The organism is Mycobacterium sp. (genome assembly GCF_032159565.1).
Classification (GTDB): Bacteria; Actinomycetota; Actinomycetes; order Mycobacteriales; family Mycobacteriaceae; genus Mycobacterium.
On sequence record NZ_JAVHWR010000142.1, the window covers coordinates 44867 to 63972 of the forward strand.

Consider the following 19106-nt stretch of genomic DNA (forward strand, 5'->3'; position numbering starts at 1 on the left):
TCACCGCGGAACGCTCGAAGACGCGGGGACTGTGCGGATTTGGAGGTTTCGCGGCCGCATTGTCTCCAGAATCGCACAGTCGACGGCTATCGCACGCCGTAGCCTGCCATGTGCAGTGCCGCCCGGTGGCTGAACAACAGCGAGGCGCCGATCGGGTTCCCGCCACCCGGGTACGTCGTACCCGACACCGCGGCCATGGTGTTGCCGGCCGCATACAGACCGGGGATCGGCCTGTCGTCGACGTCCAGCACACGCGCGTCGACGTCGGTGCGCAGACCACCCTTGGTACCGAGATCGGATACCCCGAACGCCGCAGCGCGGTAGGGCGGGGTGTCGATCGGCACCAGCGGCGACCCGCCGCCGGTGAATGTCCGGTCGAACGATTCGCGGCCCCGACCGAAGTCCTCGTCGTCGTCGCGCTGTGCGAGTTCGTTGAAGCGATGCACCGTGGCGATGAGATTGTCTGCGGGAACTCCGATTTGGTTCGCGAGTTCGGCCACCGAGTCGGCCTGTAGCCACAGCCCGGCGGAGACGTACTCACTCGTCGGTGAGAACGGCACGTTGGGCGCCATGACGGGCGGTTGGTCACCCGCTCGGCTGTCGTAGATCATCCAGTACCGCGACCCGACGGTGCCGTCGTCCATGGCGCGAATGATTTCGCGGCCCGCTCTGTCGTAGGCGGCGGACTCGTTGACGAACCGGCGTCCCGCCTTGTCGACGAAGATCCCGCCGGTGAAGCACAGCGCGAACGCCGCTCGGCCGTCGGGATGGACCAGACCCGGCGACCACCACGCTTGGTCCATCAGGTCGGTGCTTGCCCCGACAGCGATCCCCGCACGGTGCGCCAAACCGACATTGCCGGGCGCGCCCATGGTGTCCGATGCGGCTCCCGGAACGCCGTATCGGTCCCGCATCGCGTCGTCGTGTTCGAATCCGCCCGCGGCGAGCAGCACGCCTCGACGCGTCCTGATCGCGCGCATCCGACCGTCGCACTCGACTCCAGCACCGACGACGTGGCCATCATGGACGATCAGCTCGACGAGGCTGGTGTTCAGATGTGCGGTCACCGCGGGACTGTGGGCCATCGCGGAGAGGAAGCGGCCGACCAGCGCACGGCCGCCGGTGAGCAGATCCGGCTGCGGTACACCGAGTCGCTGGTGATCCAGCGGCCCACCGACCAATCCCTGGAACCGGCCGAGGCGGTTGTCTGGCACCGCCCTCGAGACGATGTGGCGCATTCCGTCGTTGCGTGCGCCGACCGTCGAGCTGTAGTAGTCGGGCCACGGCAGGACCTTGAACGCGAAGTGCTCATCGGCCTCCAGGTATTCGATGAGCGCCGCGCCGCCGCGCACATAGGTCTCCTGGAGCGCGGCGGGGGTGCGCTCTCCGACGACGTCGCGGTAATACCGCAGTGCCTCGTCCATGGTGTCGTCGCTGCCCGCCCGAACGAGCACCGGATTGCAGGGGAACCACATACCACCCCCGCCGGAATAGGCGAACGTACCGCCGAACTGATCGCCCGCCTCGACGAGGGCAACCGAAAGCCCCTCGCGCGCCGCGGTATAGGCACCGGCGATACCTCCGCCAGAGCCTGCGACGAGTACATCGACCGTCTCGTCCGGCGGTGAGAAGCGCCAGCCGCCGCCAGCTTTCGTGCCGCGGTCGGCTGGCGGGCCAGACAGTGTTTCCGGGTCGTCACCGGTCATAGCGACGGACCCTACGCGGCGTGCGGAAGAATCGCGTCTGACATGACCGACGACGACGGCTTCCCCGCCACCTTTCGACGACGCCACATCGTGCGGCTCGCCCTCTTCGCGGCGTTGCTGCTCGGGCTCTTCTATCTGGTCGCCGTCACTCGGGTGATCGACCTGGAAACCGTCCGACGCACCGTCGCCGCGACGGGTCCGGCCGCGCCACTCACCTATGTCGCGGTGTCGTCGGTTCTCGGCGCGATCTTCGTGCCGGGTCCGATCCTGGCGGCGGGCAGTGGGGTGTTGTTCGGACCTGTCCTCGGATTGTTCGTGACGCTCGGGGCCACCGTCGGGACGGCGGTCATCACCGGCTTGATCGGCAGGCGCGCAGGCAGGCAGAGCGCGCGGGCGCTGTTGGGAGCCGAGCGCGCCGAGCGCGTGGACCGGCTGATCCGGCGGCGCGGGCTGTGGGCGGTGGTCGGTCAACGGTTCATCCCCGGGATTTCGGATGCGCTCGCCTCGTATGCCTTCGGCGCGTTCGGCGTCCCGTTGTGGCAGATGGCCGTCGGGGCGTTCATCGGGTCAGTGCCGCGGGCGTTCGTCTACACCGCTCTCGGCGCGTCAGTCGGCGATCCGTCGTCGCCGCTGACCTACGCGGCCATCGCGATCTGGTGCGTGACCGCGATCATCGGCGCGTTCGCCACCCACCGCGGCTACCGGCATTGGCGTGGGCGTCATCGTCAGCCGACCGACGGACCAGGTACTGTCCCACCAACGAAGGGTGACCTAACACCCGAGAGGGAAGGGCAGTGACAATGGACGGTCGACGGACGGACGCCGCAGGCCTTCGCCTTCTCGTGGTCGGCGCCTCGTCCGGCATCGGCCATGCGGTCGCCGAAAGCGCCGCCGGACTCGGCGCCAAGGTGGCGGTGGCGGCGCGGCGGATGGACCTGCTGAGCAAGCTGGCCGACTCCGTCGGAGGCACCGCGTTCGAACTTGACGTGGAGGACGCGTCGGCGATCAACACCGTCGTCGGTGACGCTGCCGAAGCGCTCGGCGGCCTCGATGCCGTGGTGTTCACCAGCACCGTCGTGCCGTTCGCCCACATCGAGGACACCGACGTGACGACGTGGGTGCACGCGTTCGCCGTCAATGCGGTCGGCGCCAACAACGTGCTGCGGGCCGCGCTGCCCCATCTGTCCGACAACGGTGTGGTGCTGATCGCGTCGAGCCACGACGTCGGCCGCCCCAGGGCCGGGGTGTCCGCGTACAGCGCGAGCAAGGCCGCGTTGGACGAGATCCTGCACTCGTGGCGCAGCGAGCACCCCGAACTGTCGATCGTGCGCGTCGGCATCGGCCCGACGGCCGACACCGAGATCCTCCGCGGCGCGGACCGGGATCTGCTGTCGCTGCTCTTCCGGTCGTGGGTCGAGCACGGCCAGCTTCCCGCGCAGATGTCGGCCCTCACCGACGTCGCCAACACGTTGGTGTCCCTGGTCGTCACGGCTCATGCGAATCCGAGCGTGGTGCCCGAGATCGTGCAGTTGTCGCCGCGCACCAGGCCGACTACCTGAGTTCAGTCCACAAAACCCAGGAATACACCCCGCCGAACGTTCGTTACCCGTCGAAGATCTGCAGGATTTTCGATCGGTACGGAACGTTCGCGGGAGGTTTGATGACCACCACTGCCATCGAGAGGCCGTTTCGAGGGGTGCGGCTGCGATACGACAGCGCCAAGAGCTACCACGAACTGGTCACCGCGCTACTCGCCGACATCGGTGACGAACCCGTGCCGATCAACGACGTCGCGGCCGGATCCGACAGCTGGGAGTCATACGAGCGAGAGGTGCAATCCCACGCCGGACCCAGCGGCTTCATGCTCTTCGCCTTGATCGACCACGGCTCATGGCTCGAGAAAGCCGGCATCGACAGGAAGGTGCTCCGTGTCCTGCTCGGCAACCCGCTGATCGCGGTCACGATGCTGCGACACGATGTGACCGCGGGACTCTTTGCGCCCGTTGAACTCCTGATCACCGACGAAGAGGACGGCACGAGCGGCCTGTCCTATGTGGTGCCGTCGTCGCTGATGGTCGTCGAACCCAACGAACCGCTTCGCACTGCGGCACTGAATCTGGACGCCAAACTCGCGGCGCTGGCCGCGTCGGTGACGGGCTAGTCGGCGCGTTCGACAGTTGCCACGTCGGCGAGACCACTGATCGTCAGCACCGGCAACAGGATTGGGTTGGCGATCAGGCGCATGCCCTCTGCGTGGGCGAACAACACGTTGATGGCGCCGCTGTCCAGATACTCCACACCGCTGAGGTCGACCGTCGTCGCCTCGCCGTCGGTCTTCACCGTCGACAGGGCTCCGGCGAACGAATCGACGTTGCTCATATCGATCTCCCCCGTCGCGGTCACCACGACCGTCCCGTCGTCGCGGCGGTCGGTCGCGATGCTCAGCGGCGTGGCCATCACGCGATCCGGGTGTGCATGTGCACCGTGGTGCCCGTGGCGCGCTGCTGGATGGTGACGTCCTGCATGAGGGCCCGCATGAGCGCGATGCCACGGCCGCGGTGGGCGGCGGCCACCGGCGGCTTCCACGAGCCGGCGTCGACGACGGTGACATGCACCCGATCGGCGAGCGCGATCGCACGCAGGCTGATGTTGCCCTCGGTGGGTAGGCGGTGCCCGTGCTCGATCGCGTTGGCGAGCGCCTCCCCGGTGGCGATCAGCACCTTCAGCGTTTGATCGTCATCCATGCCGGTTCGGGTCAGCCATCCTTTGAGCGCAGCTCTGGTGGGGGCGAGATGGCTTGCTTCGGCGGGAAAATCCACCTCGAGAGGGGCGGGCTGGCGGTACAGCAGCAGGGCGACGTCGTCCTGATAGCCACCGCCGGGTGCCAGCCGCGTCATCACCTGCATGGCGAGGTCGTCCAGCGCGCTTGCGCGATTCTCCGCAACGAGGTCCACGGCGCGGGCGATACCGGTGTCCAGCGACTCCCTGCGCCGCTCGACCAGACCGTCGGTGTAGAGCATCAGCGTCGCCCGCGGCGGCACGGTTTCGCGTTGTTCGGGCCGAGACCGGTCGAAGGACAGCCCGAGCGGCGTGGCGCGCGCACCGTCGAGAAATCGCGTGGTTCCGTCGGCCAGCACCATGATGGGGGGCGGATGGCCTGCGCTGGAGTACACCAGCTCACCGGTGTCGGGGCTGAGCACCGCGCAGAATGCGGTGGTGCATCGCGCGCCCGGCAGCCGTGCGGCGAACTGGTCCATCGCCGCCAGTGCGGCGCTCGGGCTGGCATTCTCCAAAAGCAATGCGCGACAAGCACTTCGCAGCTGTCCCATGACAGTCGCCGCGGCCAGGCCGTGCCCGACGCAGTCGCCGACGATGAGCGCGATGCGGCCGTCGTCGAGGTCGACGACGTCGTACCAGTCACCGCCGACCTGAAGCGGACGGGTGGCTGGTTGGTAGCGCACGGCGAATCCGGTGGGCAGGTTCGCCGGACCGAGGATTGCGTTCTGCAGCGCCAGTGCCGTCTCCCGCTGCTGGTCGAGTTGATGCACCCGCTGCAGTCCCTGGCCGAGTCGGCCCGCGAGCACCGTGAGCAGCGTGTGGTCTTCGGACGTGAAGAGTCGTCGTTCGGCCAACTCGATGTGCAGCACGAGGACACCGCGGGGATGTTGTAGCGCGACGCCTGCCATTCCAGGCTGCGATGTGTCGGGTGTGAGCAGATCACCATCGGCCAGCGACCTGACCATCTGTTGCGTACGCGGCGGCAGATAAGACCACTGCGTCGGCTCACCGACGCACATGAACTGCGGCGCACCGGTTTCGGCGCTGTCGGGCGACAAGGTGACGGCCGAGACGCGGTGGGCGCGCCACACGTTTCGCAGTTCTTCGGCTGCCGCACGCACAGCGTCGTCGAGGGTGTCGGCCTGGGCGAGGTGCTGGTTGAGCGAGGCCAGCGCGCTCTCGCGTTGCACGGTGTAGTGCTCGGCGGTGACGTCGCGGAACGTGCCGACCGTGAGGCGGCGTCCGGTATCCGGATCGTCGGCGTGGTTGAAGTTGACCGTCACCCAGAGCCGGTGTCCGTCGCGGTGGTTGACCGGAACCGTGAATGTGCCGTGCTCGTCGTTCACCAGTTGGGCGAACGCCGCTTCGATCTGCCTGCGCGCCTCTGGATCCGCGTCGGCCGACGGCCACCACGGGAAGGGAGGCCGGTAAGGCAGCGGATCCGAGCCGTACCCCATGATGTCGCTGAACGCGGCGTTGATCTCGATCACCGCGCCCTGCTCATCAGTGACGAAGAACGCCTCTTGCAACGAGTCGACGAGAGCCGTGCGCCAACGTGCGTGGTGATTGCGCAACCGCGCCAGTTCGATGATCCCACGCACGCGGGCCAGCAGTTCGGCGGCTGCGAACGGCTTGACGAGGTAGTCGTCGGCGCCGGCCTGCAGCCCTTCGATCGACGCCTCCTCCCCGGCGCGCGCGGACAGCAGCAGCACGGGCACCGCCGCGGTGCGCGGATCGGACCGCAGCGCGGCCACCAGCTCCAGCCCGTCCAGCCGGGGCATCATCACGTCGCTGACGACCAGGTCGGGCATGTCGGCGCGGACTGCCTCCAACGCATGCCGGCCGTCGGTGACCGCTTCGACGCGGTAGCCTTCGCCGGTCAGCAGGCGTCCCAGGTATTCGCGCATATCGGCGTTGTCGTCGGCGATCAGCACGTGAGCCGTCGGCGCGGCCTCCGGGGCATGAACGACGGTGGTGTCTGGAAGCAGTTCGACCACGACTTGGGTGTTCTCGGCGGCGGCATCGCCGGGCATCCACCGCAGCGCCTCCTGGACGTACGGTTCGGCGAGCCCGGAACCCGCCCGCGTTCCTGTGGTCGAGGTGACGGCGTCGGCTGGCAGGTGGTCGGCGCCGAAACGCAGACGGATCTCAAATGTGGTGCCTGCATCCTCGGTGCTCTCCGCCGTGATGGTGCCGCCGTGCAGATTGACCAACTCCTGCACCAACGCCAGACCGATACCGCTGCCTTCATCGGAACGCGCGTGCGCGGACTCGATGCGATGAAATCGTTCGAATAGCCGAGGCATCTCCTCGGCGGCCACACCGATTCCGGTGTCGGCCACGGCGACGACGGCGTCGCTGCCCTCGCGGTACACCCGCACGGAGATGGACCCGTCGAAGGTGAACTTCAGCGCGTTGGACAACAGGTTGAGGACGACCTTTTCCCACATGTCGCGATCGACGTAGACGGGTTCGTCGAGCGCAGGACAGTCGATGGTGAACCGCAGCCCGGCGCGATCGACAGCAGACCGGAAGATGCTGGCCAACTCGGCTGTGACGGCCGCGAGATCCACCGGCTCGTAGTGCGCCTGGGTGCGGCCCGCCTCGATGCGGGAAAAATCCAGCAACGTGTTCACCAGCTTGGTGAGCCGTAACCCGTTGCGCCAGACGATGTCCAGGTCCTCGCGCGTCTGGTCGTCCAAACCGCTGGACCGGCCGCGCAGCTCGGCAATGGGATCGAGAATCAATGTCAGCGGGGTGCGGAACTCGTGGCTGATATTGGAAAAAAAGGTCGTCTTGGCGCGATCGAGCTCGGTGAGCTCCTCGGCCCGTCGCTGCTGCGTTCGGTAGCTGCGGGCGCTGCCGATTCCCGCGGAGATGTGCGCCGCGGCGAGCCTCACGAAGCCCGTGTTCTTCTCGTTCAGGGGGCGATACCGGTTCAGCGCGGCTACCAGGAACCCGCGAGATGCGCCGCCCTGCTCCATCAACGGAACAACCATTGCCTTCAGCGGTGGCTCGGACCAATCTCCGGTCGGCAGGTCCGAATAGGGAGCACCATCGAGTTCGATCAGCACCGATTCGCCGCGGGCGGCCTGCTGCACCGGCCAGATGGCGTTGCCGTCGGCTGGTAGCACAGTGGGAGCAGCCGGATGCCCTGCGGCGATCCCGCTCGTTCCGGCCAGACGCGCGTCACCTCCCTCGTCGAAGAGGTAGGTCAGCGTGAACGGAAGGTCGCGCAGATTCTTGTCGAGCTGACGGTGGTGAAAGCCCAGGCTTTCTTCTTCCGTGCGCAGCACGGAAGGGTCTGAACCCAGAAGCCGCAGTGTCGCCATCCGTCGCTCACCGATGACCTGGTGCGTGTCCTCACTGACGACGCACAGCATGCCGACGACCTGTCCGTGATCGTCGCGCAGCGGGCTGTAGGAAAACGTGTGGTATGTCTCCTCCGGGTAACCGGAGCGCTCGAGGAACAGCAGCAGCCCCACATCCCAGGTGGCCTGTTCGGTCGACAGCACGCGATCGATCCGTGGACCGATGTCGTCCCAGATCTCCGACCACACCTCAGTGGCCGGTCGGCCCAGCGCCCACGGGTATTTGCGGCCCAGGGTGTCGCGGCGGTAGGCGGCGTTGCAGAAGAAGGTCAGCTCCGGACCCCATGCCATCCACATCGGGAACCGGGACGACAACAGGATGCTGACCGCGGTCTGCAGGCTCTGCGGCCAGTCCGATGGCGATCCGAGCGGCGTAACCGCCCAATCGACCTGGGCGAGGTCGCGGCCGACATCGGGGTCCGCACCGAAAACTGCTGACGGTAAACCGCTTTCAGCGTCCCCCGTCATCGCTGTCCGTCAGTGCTGCCGAGCGCCTCGGTGACGGTTCGGTAAGGCTTGAGAACGCTGTCCAGCTTGGTGACCTCGATCGGCATCATCACTTCGGCGTTGCTGGCCACCAGGCGAACCGAGATACCATCGGCCAGACCACGCTCGAAGCAGCCGAGGACGGCGTTGAGCCCTGCACTACCGAAGTACGTCACATCGCCCATCTCGAGCACGAGCACTCTGGATGGATGCTCCGAGGCAGCCTCGAGGGCGGCATCGAGGTGAGTGGTGAGCGTGTCGACGGTGCCGGAATCGATCTCGCCGCCGGCGGAGACGATGACAGCCGCGTCGCGAACGTCTTGCTTAACTTCCAATAGCGGCACCCGTTCGATCACCTCCGTTCGCCGGTCGGCGCATCCTCCGAACGCAACCTCAGATTCCACATTAAGCCTTATGACCGGCGCAGGCGTGGCCGAAACCTGCATGTTTGTCGCGCATTGGCTAAGAACTCGCCGCACCGCTAGCGGTCGCGGGAATGCCCGACGCGGTCGTGCACGGTCAGCAGCAGGTGGTCGAACTCGCGTCGCAGACCGTCCGGCTGATACCGCAGGGTGTCGAGTTCGGCGACCACCTGACTGGCCAGCGCGCGCAGCTTGGTGTTGGTCTGCTGGGAGCGCCACAGCAGGATCTCGAACGCGGCGTCGGCGTTGATGCGGTAGACGAGCATCAGCGCGCCTTTGGCCTGTTCGATTGCTGCCCGTGCCTCGAACAGCTCGGGCAGCGAGTCGTCCAGTACTTGCCTTCGGGCTTGACTGAACGTGTCGGTGAGGTCGATGTAATAGCCCTCGCTGCCCACCACGGCACCGCTGTCGTCGAGCATTCGGTCGGCGAGCACGATGACGGTGTGCTCGCCGCCCGAGGTGTCGATGAACCGGTGCCTGCTCGAGAAGGACCCGCCGAAATGCAGCAAATGATCGAGGAGGTCCTGCACGTGCTGTCGGTCGTCGGGATGTTTATGGGACAGCAGCAGCTCGGTGGTGGGCACGACGGAGCCCGGTTCGTAGCCGTGCATCCGGGCCACTTCGTCGGACCATTCCCATCGTTGTCCGACGAACCAGAAGCGGAAACTGCCCACGTTCAGGTGAGAACCGGCGGCGGACAGCTCGAGCTCTGCACGTCGGGCCGGATCCGGCTTCGTCATGAGTGGGATTGTTCCATCAGCTCGGTTGCCGCGAGCGTCCTTTGACGCGCTGCGCCAAGAGCACGACCCCGACGACGACGGCCCCGATGGCCAAGCCGATCACTGCAGAAACCGCGGTGTTGACCGACCAGGCCAGCACACCCCCCACGCCGCCGATGTGGGCGACGGCTTCCTCCCAGCGGTGAACGACACTGTACGGCGCGTGCCAGCCGAGATCGTCGGTTCCCACGAGGAGGATGTGGCCGCCGACCCACAGCATCGCCAGCGTGCCGATCGTCGAAAGTGCCGAGAGCAGTTTCGGCATCCCGGCCACCAGCCCGCGGCCGACGCGTTGCGCGAGCGCCGACCCGCGTTGGGTCAGGCTCAGCCCGAGGTCGTCCATCTTCACGATGCCTGCGACCACGCCATACACGACCGCGGTGATGACCACGGCGACGATGACAAGGATGATCAGCCGCGGAAGCAACGCCTGGTCGGCCACTTCGTTGAGGGCGATCACCATGATCTCGGCCGACAGGATGAAATCCGTCCGGATCGCGCCGGTCACCATGTATTTCTCGGCATCTTTGCCCTGCTCGGCGACCGGCACGGCGTGCGCCTCGTGGCCTCGTCTATTGAGAAGCGCCCCCAGTACCTTCTCGGCGCCTTCGTAGCACAGGTAGGTCGCGCCGAGCATGAGGATCGGTGTGAGCGACCACGGCAGGAACTGACTGAGCAGCAGCGCAGCGGGCAGGATGAAGAGCAGTTTGTTGCGCAGGGACCCGATGGCGATCCGTTTGATGATCGGCAGCTCACGCTCGGCGGCGATGCCGTGGACGTATTGCGGCGTGACCGCCGTGTCGTCGATCACGACACCCGCGGCCTTGGCCGTCGCACGTCCTGCCGCGGCTCCGATGTCATCGACCGAGGCGGCCGCCATCCTCGCGATCGCGGCAACGTCGTCAAGGAGCCCGAACAGACCGGCGCTCATCGCGTCTCCGTCATTGCGTTGCAGGTTACCGTGCGCACTACCGGCCGTGGGCGGCGAAAAACTGAGCGCTGTCGTGCGACGCATCACCTGGCCAAACATGCCGACCACCGTCTATCCGGACAAGAACGACTTCGGTGCCGTCAGCGCAACCCCGCGACGTGAAGCGATGCATCCCGCCGCCGACATCCTCGACGGGTGCACCGGGGCAGCCATCCACGTTCCGCCACCCGCTCACCATGGTTTCTGCAGGCTCGATGTCGCTCGGTCCCCCACGACCGACCATTCCGCCACCGGCATACGGCACTACGGGATCCGAGGTGCCGTGGATTTCAAGCACCGAAACCGGACGAGAGGGAGTGCATCGCGTTCCCGCGCCCAACGTGCCGGAGACAGGAGCGATCGCGGCGACGACATCGGCGCGATCACACGCCAGCCGATTGGCCATGAAGGCGCCCGCCGACATCCCGGTCACGAAGACTCGGCCTGGCGGCACGCCGTAGTCACGCGACAGCCGGTCGATGAGCGTGACGAGAAAGCCGACATCGTCCACACCCTGACGGTCCGGCACCGATGCGCCTCTTCCGTCGGCCCAGCTCATGTCGACGCCGTCCGGGTAGGCCACCACGAATCCGTATTGGTCCGCCACGGCGTTGTAGTTCGTCGCCGCGGCTTGCGTCGCTCCGGTCGCGCCGGCGCCGTGCAGGTTGATCACCAGGCCGGCCGGATGGTCCACGCCGCCCGGCACGTGCAGCTGATAGGTGCGGTCCAGCCCCCCGAACGCCAGCATGCCCGCGGTGTCGGCACCGAGAACCGCGGACGCGCGGGCGCCGTCGTAGAAACCGCAACACAGAAGCCCGGCAAACACAGCCACCAGCAGGCGCACGGGCGTCAGCTTCAGGGGGCCAGCTGGCCAAAGCGTGAACGGCAGGTGCCCAACTTCACAGTCCCGCATGTCGGTTCGGCGCATAAGAGTCCACCCACCTGGGAATCATTCGCTACACGAAGTAGCTCATTCCAGATGTACTCCCAGGGAGACCAGATGTCGAAGTACCTGTATGCGGTCGGCGGCTTCAGCTTCTGCCGTCGTTGGCTGGTGCTCGGTACGTGGCTGGCGATCCTCGTCGGTGTCGGGACCGCCGGCCTCGGTTTGGGCGGGGAACCGAGCGACGACTTCAGCATTCCCGGCACCGAGTCGCAGCGGGCCGTCGAGGTGCTTCAGCAGAAGCTGCCCGCGTTCAGCGGCGCGCAGACGCAGATCACCTTCGCCGCCGGGGGCGGCGCCAGGCTGACCGATCCCGCCGTCTCGTCCGGCATCGACCGGTCCATCGCGAATCTGAGATCGATCCCCCAGGTCGCCGTCGCCGCGGGACCGGCGCAGACCCGGCTGGTGTCCTCCGATGGGCAGGTGGGCCTTGGCACGGTGCAGTGGAAGGCTCAACCCGGCGAGGTCGACGACCCGGCACTTCAGGCGGTCGAGGCCGCCATGCGGCCCGCTCAGGCGGCCGGTGTCCAGGTGGAGTACTCGGGCAGCGTGTTTCCCGGCTACAAGGTGAGCGTCCCCGAACTACCCGAGATCATCGGCATCATCGTCGCCTTCGGCATACTGCTGGTCACCTTCGGCTCTGTGGTCGCCGCCGGGCTTCCGATCGTCACGGCGTGCATCGGCGTCGGAATCGGCGCACTCGGCATCTTCGCGGTCGCGGCGCTCGTCGACATGCCGTCGGCTGCGCTGTCCCTCGCGTTGATGCTCGGCCTGTCGTGCGGCATCGACTATGCGCTGTTCATCTTGAACCGGTACCGGAACAATCTGCTTCTGCTGAACCCCAAGGAGGAGTCGGCCGCGCTGGCGGTCGGGACCGCAGGCGGCGCGGTGGTCTTCGCCGCGTTGACGGTGATCATCGCCCTATGCGGGCTGTCCATCGTCGGCATACCGTTTCTCACCTACATGGGCGTGGCGGCCGCGGCGTCGGTCCTGATCGCCTTGCTGATCGCGGTGACACTCCTACCTGCGCTGCTCGGCTTCGCCGGAAATCGCGTCGCGAAGTTCATCCCGACGCCGTTCGACCGGGCGAAGGAGACCGCGCAGGTTGCGGCCTTCACGCCGCACCGGACGATGGGGGCCCGGTGGGGACGCTTCGTCGTGAGCATGCGGAAGCCGCTGCTGCTCGCGGGTACCGCCGCACTGTTTGTGCTCGGGCTGCCCGCCTTCAGCATGCACCTCGGATTGCCCAGCGGCGCTTCGCAACCGGAGTCCAACACGTCGCGCAGGGCCTACGACCTGACATCGCAGCACCTGGGCCCGGGCTTCAACGGTCCGCTTCTCGTGGTCGCCGACCTCGTCAGGGCCAACGACCCTAATGCCGTCGCGGAGATCGCTTCGCGTCTACAGCACGAGCCAGGCGTGGTTACCGCGATACCGGCCGCGAGCCAGAACGGCAGCGCGATCATTCAGGTGATTCCCACGACCGGGCCGAACGACCCGGCCACCGCAGATCTGGTCAACCGCATCCGCGGCGACCGCGCTGCCATCGAAGGCAACAGCGGCGCAACGATTCTCGTCGGCGGGACGACCGCGTCCAATATCGACACCTCCGACAAGCTGGCAGCGGCGCTACCTGTATTTCTGATTGTGGTCGTCGGACTGGCGTTCGTGCTGCTGACCGTCGCGTTCCGCGCCGCACTGGTGCCGATCACCTCCATCGTGGGTTTCCTGCTATCGGTTTTCGCCGCGTTGGGGGTTCAGGTCGCCATCTTCCAATGGGGTTGGGGCGCAGCCCTTCTGGGTGTCACCCCCGGTGAGACGATCAGCTTTCTGCCCATCATCGTGCTGGCGATCATCTTCGGCCTGTCCAGTGACTACCAGGTCTTCGTCGTCTCGCGGATGAAAGAGGAGCTCACCAAGACCGACGACGCACTCGACGCGGTGCGCAGCGGTGTCGGGCTGTCCGCGCGAGTCGTCACCGCCGCGGCGCTGATCATGTTCGGTGTCTTCGTTGCATTCCTTGCCGGCGGCGATCCCATCATCAAATCGGTCGGGCTGACCCTGGCCGTCGGCGTGTTCCTCGACGCCTTCGTCGTCCGGCTCACGTTGATCCCGGCGATCATGAGCGTCCTGGGCCGCAGGGTGTGGGCGCACTCGAAATGGTTCGCGAAGTATGTTCCCGACGTCGACATCGAGGGCACTAAACTGGAATCCCGGGACGATCAGCTATCGGCTTTGAGGTAGCGGGCACATAGCCGGGGCAGCGCGTACCGCATCAGTCCGCTGGCGGCGGCGCGTTGCACGACGACGATGCGCATCAGACCGCGGCGGCGGGACGGCTCTCTGCATGACGAGTCCGTACCTCGTCGAGGAAGCGGGTCACCTCGACCGCGCATCGCCGCGCGTGCGAGGTGTCGACGAGATCGAAGCCGTGACCCGCCCGCGGGATCTCGGAGTACACAACGGGATTGCGCGACGTCGCTTCGAGCGCCTGGCGGAAGTGACGCGCCTCGCGCACCGGGATGATGGTGTCCTGATCGCCGTGAATGAGCAAGAACGGCGGCGCGTCTTCGTGGATGCGCGCCATCGGCGATGCCGCGGCGTACACCTCGGGATGGCGAGACTGCTTGCGCCCCACCACGACACGTTCCAGGAAGCCCTGGAAGTTCCTGCGTGTTGCCGTCGACCGGTCCTCCCAGTCGTAGCGCCCGTAGATGCTGACGACGGCGTCCACCGAGGTGTCGGCGTCGGCCCCGAGTTCACCGCGAAACCTTTCGTCACCGGGTGTCAGGCCTGCGAGCGAAGCCAGGTGGCCGCCCGCCGAGCAGCCGGCGACCGCGACGAAGTCGGGATCCCCGCCGTACTGACCGATGTTGGCGCGCGCCCATGCGATCGCGGCATTGACGTCTGCGATATGGCGTGGCCACCGGTGCACCGGCGACACCCGATAGGCCATGGTCAGACACACCCACCCGTGCTTCACCAGATGGGACAACAAGGTGTGGCCCTGCAGGACGCGGGTGCCCTGCACCCAGGCTCCGCCTGGCACGAACAACAGCACCGGCGCACCGGGCGCCAGGTCGGGCCGACGCCAGACGTCGAGAAGCTGGGCCGGGTGATCGCCGTAGCGGACCGAACTGCTGTGCAGGCAGCGTCGCCGCTGCGCGCTTGCCCGTACGAACGGAGGAATTCGGCTGCCTGCCGTCGCCACCGGTGCGGCCTCAACCGCAGGCTCTGCGTCATCGGACGGGAGGCCCCAGCCGGTGCGGCGCCTGACGGCGGCGCGCACGGCTGCGGGCGCGTAGTGACCGCCATAGAGGGCCATCGCCGTCAGCCCTGCAAACGGTTCGAGGTGCTTACCGATCACGGGAAGCGACGAACAGAGCCTGGTAGAGGCCAGTACGACATTGGTCGGGTGGATCGACATCGGCTTTCCTTCGCAAAGGGGATCGTGTCCGCCGACTGTCTGCAGCGCTGCCTGCATTTACCCGACGCTTCGCCGACCGAAACCACCCACCGGCCGTCCCGTTAACCAGGGTGGCCGGGGGTGGGAGTCGTCGGTGAGCACGCGAACACATCAACTGACGCCGGACTTCGCCGTCGCGCCTGCGCCGATGTGGGCACGGTAGCCAATAGCCCGGTTACATCATCACAACTATGTATGCAATTTTAGGCCCCGTTGCAGTGGGCTATCGCGGTGCCGCCGACGACCTCGAATGTCGGCTGTCCGACTGCTGTCAGCTGTAGAGTTGCTGTAGAGACCGATGACTCCCGCCCCTGCGGATAATGACCGCCGAGGCTAAGAGGTTTCTCCCGATTGCAAGTACATACGTCACATGATATTAATCCGATGTGGCTCACGCTCCAGTCGACGAACAGCGGTGTGACCGCATCGGGGAGACGCTCGATCAGGCTTCAGATCTCGCAATCCGGTATCTCAGCGACCGGTCGGGCCTGAGCCTGGCGGCCGGGTTCGTTCTCAACAGACTGCACCGGGAAGGCCCTTCGCGCCTCACCGCGCTCGCGGCGAAGGAAGGCGTCAGCCAGCCTTCGATGACCCAACTGATCCAGCGGATGGAGCGCCACGGGTTGGTCACCCGGCTGACCGATCCCGAGGACGGCCGGGTGGCGCTTGTCGCCATCACCGAAGCAGGCACGACGACTCTGGAGGACCGCAGGCAGGTTCGGCGCGAGCGCCTCGCCGAACTGCTGACGACACTCACCCCTGACGAAGCGCGCGCGCTGACGCTCGCCGCCGAGGTCGCCTTGCCGATCATGCGGCGGCTGACGTGGAACGCAGATCTCGATCTGCAGGTGGATTGAGAGGCGACGAGGTGCGAGGCATTCCGGTTGGCCGCTGGCTGAAGCGCGTGTGGATTCCTGTAGTGCTCATCGTCGTTCTGGCCGTATCAGGTCTGGTCGTCTCGCGTCTGCACAGGATGTTCGCTTCCGAGGACCTCAATGCCAATTCCGGAAAGGGTATCGAGATCGTGCAGTTCAACCCCAAGGTCCTGGTGTACGACGTGTACGGGGCCGCCGGAACGACCGCCCAGATCAGTTATTTCGACCCGGAGGCGAACGTGCACCTGGTCACCGCGCCGTTGCCTTGGTCGATCTCGCTCTCGACGACCTTGCCGACGGTCAGCGCGAATCTCATGGCGCGCAGCGACAGTGACGAGATCGGTTGTCGCGTAACCGTCAACGGAGTAGTCCGCGAGGAGAAGTCAGCCAATGGGGTCAACGCCCAGACGTTCTGCCTGGTGAAGTCTGCATGACCGATACCGCTACCCGGCATCACAGACGGCCCGTCTTCGCCCACAGCCTCCGGATCTTCGCGATCCCGATCGTCTTGATCTGGATTGCCATCGCCGTCGTCCTGAACGCGATCGCCCCGCAACTCGAGGTGGTCGGTGAACTGCATGCGGCGCCGATGGCCCCCGAAGACGCGCCCTCGATGATCGCCATGAAGAGGATGGGCGCCAACTTCAAGGAGTTCGACTCCAACAGCACGGTGATGGTCGTCGTGGAAGGCCAGCAGCCGCTGGGCCCCGACGCACACAAGTACTACGACGAGATCATCCGCAAGCTGCGCCAGGACCCCGAACACATACAGCACATCCAGGACTTCTGGGGCGATACGCTGACTGCCGCCGGAGCTCAGAGCCCGGACGGCAAAGCCTCGTACGTGATGCTGAATCTCGCGGGCGAACAAGGCCAGACCCTCGCCAACGAAGGGGTCCAGGCCGTCCGCAAGGTGATCGAAGACACCAAAGCGCCGCCGGGAGTGCAGGCCTACGTCGCGGGGCCCGCCGCGCTCACCGACGATCTGCATGTCATCGGCAACGCCAGCCTGGCGCAGATCACCTTGATCACCCTGATCGCGATCTCGGTCATGTTGCTGGTCGTCTATCGCTCGATCATCACCACGCTGGTCCAGCTGTTCCTGACCGGGATCGGATTGCTGACGTCGCGCGGCATGGTCTCGACGCTTGCCCTGCACGACGCGTTCGGGCTGACGACGTTCGCCGGAAACATCCTGACGATGCTGGCGATCGCCGCCGCCACCGACTACGGCATCTTCATCTTCGGTCGCTACCGCGAAGCGCGTGGGTCCGGCCTGGATCGGGATGACGCCTACTACACCACTTTTCGGTCCGTAGCGCCCGTCATCATCGGGTCCGGCCTGACGATCGCGGGCGCCACGTACTGCCTGAGCTTCGCGCGGCTGCCTTACTTTTCCACCATGGGCGCACCGGTTGCGATCGGCATGATCGTCGTGGTGGCGTCGGCCGTCACGCTGGGACCGGCCGTCCTGTTCCTCGGTAGTCGCATCGGGCTCTTCCAATCGAAGAGGCCTCCGACAAGCAGGTTCTGGCGACGCGTTGGTGTCGCCGTGGTGCGTTGGCCCGCACCGATTTTCGTGGCGAGCTTGTTCGTCGTGCTGATCGGCATCGTGGCGATTCCCGGTTACCAGCCGGCCTACAACGACCGCTACTACCTGCCGGACGACGCCCCGGTCAACATCGGTTTCGCCGCCGCAGACCGGCATTTCACGCAGGCCAGGATGAACCCCGACATCTTGATGATCGAGGCCGATCACGATATGCGCAATCCGGCGGACATGCTTGTGCTGAACAAGGTTTCAGGCAATGTCATGCATACCGAGGGCATCGCGATGGTGCAGAACATCACGAGGCCGCTGGGCATCCCGATCCAGCACAGCTCGATTCCGTTCCAGACGAGTGTTCAGGGGCAGACCAGCAACTTGAACCTGCCGTTCCAGCGGGATCAGTTGGCCAACCAGCTCAAGACGGTCGATGCGATGAACGCCTCGATCAACATCATGGAGAAGCAGTACGCACTCTCGCTTTTGCAGAGCCGGCTCACGCAGGACTCGGCGGCCAAGTCCCGGGACCTACTCGCCAAAACCGAAGAACTGCGCGATGACATCGCGAACTTCGATGACCAGTTCCGGCCCCTGCGCAACTACTTCTACTGGGAACCGCACTGCTTCGACATACCCCTGTGCGCTGCGGCGAGGTCCGTCTTCGATGCCCTCGACGGGATCGACGAAGTGACCGACAGGACGGGAGCGGTGCAAGCCAACACCGACAAGCTGGCGGACCTCGCGCCGCAGCTGACGGCACTCATGCCACAGACGATCGCGACGATGAAGACCAGCCGGGACCTGGCGCTGGCGTCGTACAACTCGCAGAAGGCCCTGATCGATCAGATGGAGGCCTCCAACGACACCGCGCTCGCGATGGGTCAGAGTTTCGACACGGCGAAGAACGATGACCTCTTCTATCTGCCTCCGGAAGCGTTCGACAATCCCGACTTCAAACGCGGCCTGGTGATGTTCCTATCTCCGGACGGCAAGTCCGCGCGCATGTTCATCACTCACGAAAGTGACCCGGCGACCCCCGAGGGCATCGCTCGGGTCGACGCGGAGAGGAAGGCCGCGCAGGAAGCACTGAAAATGTCGTCGCTGTCGAACGCGAAGGTGTACCTTGGCGGCGTCGCGGCGACCTACAAGGATATGTCCGACGGCGCCAAATACGACCTGCTGATCGCCGTGGTCTCGTCGCTGACGCTGATCTTCATGATCATGCTGATCCTCACTCGCAGTGCGGTAGCGGCGCTCACCATCGTCGCGACCGCAGGCAGTTCGATCGCCGCATCGTTCGGCATCTCCGTGCTGATCTGGCAGAACCTGCTGGGCATCCACGTGCAATGGCTGGTCATGTTGATGTCGGTGATCATCCTGTTGGCGGTGGGATCGGACTACAACCTGCTGCTGGTCTCCCGATTCAGGGATGAGATCCACGCGGGTTTGAAGACCGGAATCATCCGGTCGATGGCCGGGACGGGTGGCGTGGTGACGGCAGCGGGGCTGGTGTTCGCCGCGACCATGGCGGCGATGTGCTTTTCCAAGCTGACTGTGCTGGCTCAGATGGGCTCCACGATCGCCATCGGCCTGCTGGTGGACACGCTCATCGTGCGCTCGCTGCTGATGCCGTCGATCGCGACGATGCTGGGCCGGTGGTTCTGGTGGCCACAGGTGGTGCGCCCCCGCGGCGACAACCATCTGCGGCGGCGGCCGCACAGCGATGACGCAGACACCGAAGCGCTGCCCGTCAACGCGTAGATG

General features: G+C 66.0%; 15 protein-coding genes. 7 read left to right on the top strand and 8 right to left on the bottom strand.

What is annotated here, in order from left to right:
• Window positions 1–86: 86 nt before the first annotated feature.
• Window positions 87–1706, bottom strand: a complete 1620-nt coding sequence (locus tag QOC76_RS19345; RefSeq protein ID WP_526359323.1) for an FAD-binding protein — start codon at window positions 1704–1706, stop codon at window positions 87–89.
• Between the two features lie 42 nt (window positions 1707–1748).
• On the opposite strand from QOC76_RS19345, the gene QOC76_RS19350 reads away from it, so the two are divergent.
• The 3 genes from QOC76_RS19350 (at window position 1749) to QOC76_RS19360 (ending at window position 3867) form a co-directional block, all read left to right on the top strand.
• The gene (locus tag QOC76_RS19350) at window positions 1749–2504 is read left to right on the top strand and encodes a TVP38/TMEM64 family protein (protein WP_526359325.1); all 756 of its coding nucleotides are present in this window, start codon (window positions 1749–1751) and stop codon (window positions 2502–2504) included.
• 2 nt (window positions 2505–2506) lie between these two features.
• Window positions 2507–3265: an SDR family oxidoreductase gene (locus QOC76_RS19355; RefSeq protein WP_526359409.1), complete on the top strand. Its 759-nt coding sequence runs from the start codon at window positions 2507–2509 to the stop codon at window positions 3263–3265.
• Between the two features lie 101 nt (window positions 3266–3366).
• Window positions 3367–3867 (top strand): DUF302 domain-containing protein, encoded by a 501-nt coding sequence (locus tag QOC76_RS19360; RefSeq protein ID WP_526359327.1) that lies wholly within the window; start codon window positions 3367–3369, stop codon window positions 3865–3867.
• Here QOC76_RS19360 and QOC76_RS19365 read toward each other — a convergent pair.
• The 6 genes from QOC76_RS19365 to QOC76_RS19390 all read right to left on the bottom strand — a co-directional run bounded on the left by QOC76_RS19365 (window position 3864) and on the right by QOC76_RS19390 (window position 11356).
• Entirely contained in the window at window positions 3864–4163 is a 300-nt protein-coding gene (locus tag QOC76_RS19365; RefSeq protein WP_526359329.1) for an STAS domain-containing protein, read from the bottom strand. The genes QOC76_RS19360 and QOC76_RS19365 overlap by 4 nt on opposite strands.
• Complete coding sequence (locus tag QOC76_RS19370; protein ID WP_526359331.1) at window positions 4163–8323, bottom strand: SpoIIE family protein phosphatase; 4161 nt, start codon at window positions 8321–8323, stop codon at window positions 4163–4165. Before QOC76_RS19370 ends, QOC76_RS19365 begins: the two co-directional genes overlap by 1 nt.
• Window positions 8320–8745, bottom strand: a complete 426-nt coding sequence (locus QOC76_RS19375; protein WP_526359333.1) for an STAS domain-containing protein — start codon at window positions 8743–8745, stop codon at window positions 8320–8322. Before QOC76_RS19375 ends, QOC76_RS19370 begins: the two co-directional genes overlap by 4 nt.
• 77 nt (window positions 8746–8822) lie before the next feature.
• Entirely contained in the window at window positions 8823–9503 is a 681-nt protein-coding gene (locus QOC76_RS19380; RefSeq protein WP_526359335.1) for an ANTAR domain-containing protein, read from the bottom strand.
• 16 nt (window positions 9504–9519) lie between these two features.
• Window positions 9520–10473, bottom strand: coding sequence for a DUF808 domain-containing protein (locus QOC76_RS19385; RefSeq protein ID WP_526359337.1), 954 nt, complete (start codon window positions 10471–10473; stop codon window positions 9520–9522).
• Window positions 10474–10510: 37 nt separating this feature from the next.
• Complete coding sequence (locus tag QOC76_RS19390) at window positions 10511–11356, bottom strand: extracellular catalytic domain type 1 short-chain-length polyhydroxyalkanoate depolymerase (RefSeq protein ID WP_526359339.1); 846 nt, start codon at window positions 11354–11356, stop codon at window positions 10511–10513.
• A gap of 156 nt (window positions 11357–11512) precedes the next feature.
• Here QOC76_RS19390 and QOC76_RS19395 point away from each other — a divergent pair, with 156 nt between their 5' ends.
• Window positions 11513–13699 carry an MMPL family transporter gene (locus tag QOC76_RS19395; protein ID WP_526359341.1) on the top strand — a complete coding sequence of 729 codons (2187 nt, stop codon included), beginning with the start codon at window positions 11513–11515 and terminating at the stop codon, window positions 13697–13699.
• Between the two features lie 73 nt (window positions 13700–13772).
• On the opposite strand, the gene QOC76_RS19400 is transcribed toward QOC76_RS19395, so the two are convergent.
• Window positions 13773–14882, bottom strand: coding sequence for an alpha/beta hydrolase (locus tag QOC76_RS19400; RefSeq protein ID WP_526359343.1), 1110 nt, complete (start codon window positions 14880–14882; stop codon window positions 13773–13775).
• Between the two features lie 425 nt (window positions 14883–15307).
• On the opposite strand from QOC76_RS19400, the gene QOC76_RS19405 reads away from it, so the two are divergent.
• The 3 genes from QOC76_RS19405 to QOC76_RS19415 are packed head-to-tail and all read left to right on the top strand — an operon-like array spanning window position 15308 to window position 19103.
• Window positions 15308–15778 carry a MarR family winged helix-turn-helix transcriptional regulator gene (locus QOC76_RS19405; RefSeq protein ID WP_526359345.1) on the top strand — a complete coding sequence of 157 codons (471 nt, stop codon included), beginning with the start codon at window positions 15308–15310 and terminating at the stop codon, window positions 15776–15778.
• Window positions 15779–15789: 11 nt separating this feature from the next.
• A complete protein-coding gene (locus tag QOC76_RS19410) occupies window positions 15790–16230 on the top strand; it encodes an MmpS family transport accessory protein (protein ID WP_526359347.1) in 441 nt (146 codons plus the stop codon).
• Window positions 16227–19103 (top strand): MMPL/RND family transporter, encoded by a 2877-nt coding sequence (locus tag QOC76_RS19415; protein WP_526359349.1) that lies wholly within the window; start codon window positions 16227–16229, stop codon window positions 19101–19103. The genes QOC76_RS19410 and QOC76_RS19415 overlap by 4 nt, the downstream gene beginning before the upstream one ends.
• Window positions 19104–19106: the final 3 nt, after the last annotated feature.

Excerpts from the sequence above, each read along its gene's own strand:
- QOC76_RS19395 (WP_526359341.1), top strand. The coding sequence starts at position 11,513 with ATGTCGAAGTACCTGTATGCGGTCGGCGGCTTCAGCTTCTGCCGTCGT.
- QOC76_RS19415 (WP_526359349.1), top strand. The coding sequence starts at position 16,227 with ATGACCGATACCGCTACCCGGCATCACAGACGGCCCGTCTTCGCCCAC.
- QOC76_RS19360 (WP_526359327.1), top strand. The coding sequence starts at position 3,367 with ATGACCACCACTGCCATCGAGAGGCCGTTTCGAGGGGTGCGGCTGCGA.
- QOC76_RS19400 (WP_526359343.1), bottom strand. The coding sequence starts at position 14,882 with ATGTCGATCCACCCGACCAATGTCGTACTGGCCTCTACCAGGCTCTGT.
- QOC76_RS19370 (WP_526359331.1), bottom strand. The coding sequence starts at position 8,323 with ATGACGGGGGACGCTGAAAGCGGTTTACCGTCAGCAGTTTTCGGTGCG.
- QOC76_RS19355 (WP_526359409.1), top strand. The coding sequence starts at position 2,507 with ATGGACGGTCGACGGACGGACGCCGCAGGCCTTCGCCTTCTCGTGGTC.
- QOC76_RS19380 (WP_526359335.1), bottom strand. The coding sequence starts at position 9,503 with ATGACGAAGCCGGATCCGGCCCGACGTGCAGAGCTCGAGCTGTCCGCC.
- QOC76_RS19385 (WP_526359337.1), bottom strand. The coding sequence starts at position 10,473 with ATGAGCGCCGGTCTGTTCGGGCTCCTTGACGACGTTGCCGCGATCGCG.
- QOC76_RS19350 (WP_526359325.1), top strand. The coding sequence starts at position 1,749 with ATGACCGACGACGACGGCTTCCCCGCCACCTTTCGACGACGCCACATC.
- QOC76_RS19345 (WP_526359323.1), bottom strand. The coding sequence starts at position 1,706 with ATGACCGGTGACGACCCGGAAACACTGTCTGGCCCGCCAGCCGACCGC.
- QOC76_RS19365 (WP_526359329.1), bottom strand. The coding sequence starts at position 4,163 with ATGGCCACGCCGCTGAGCATCGCGACCGACCGCCGCGACGACGGGACG.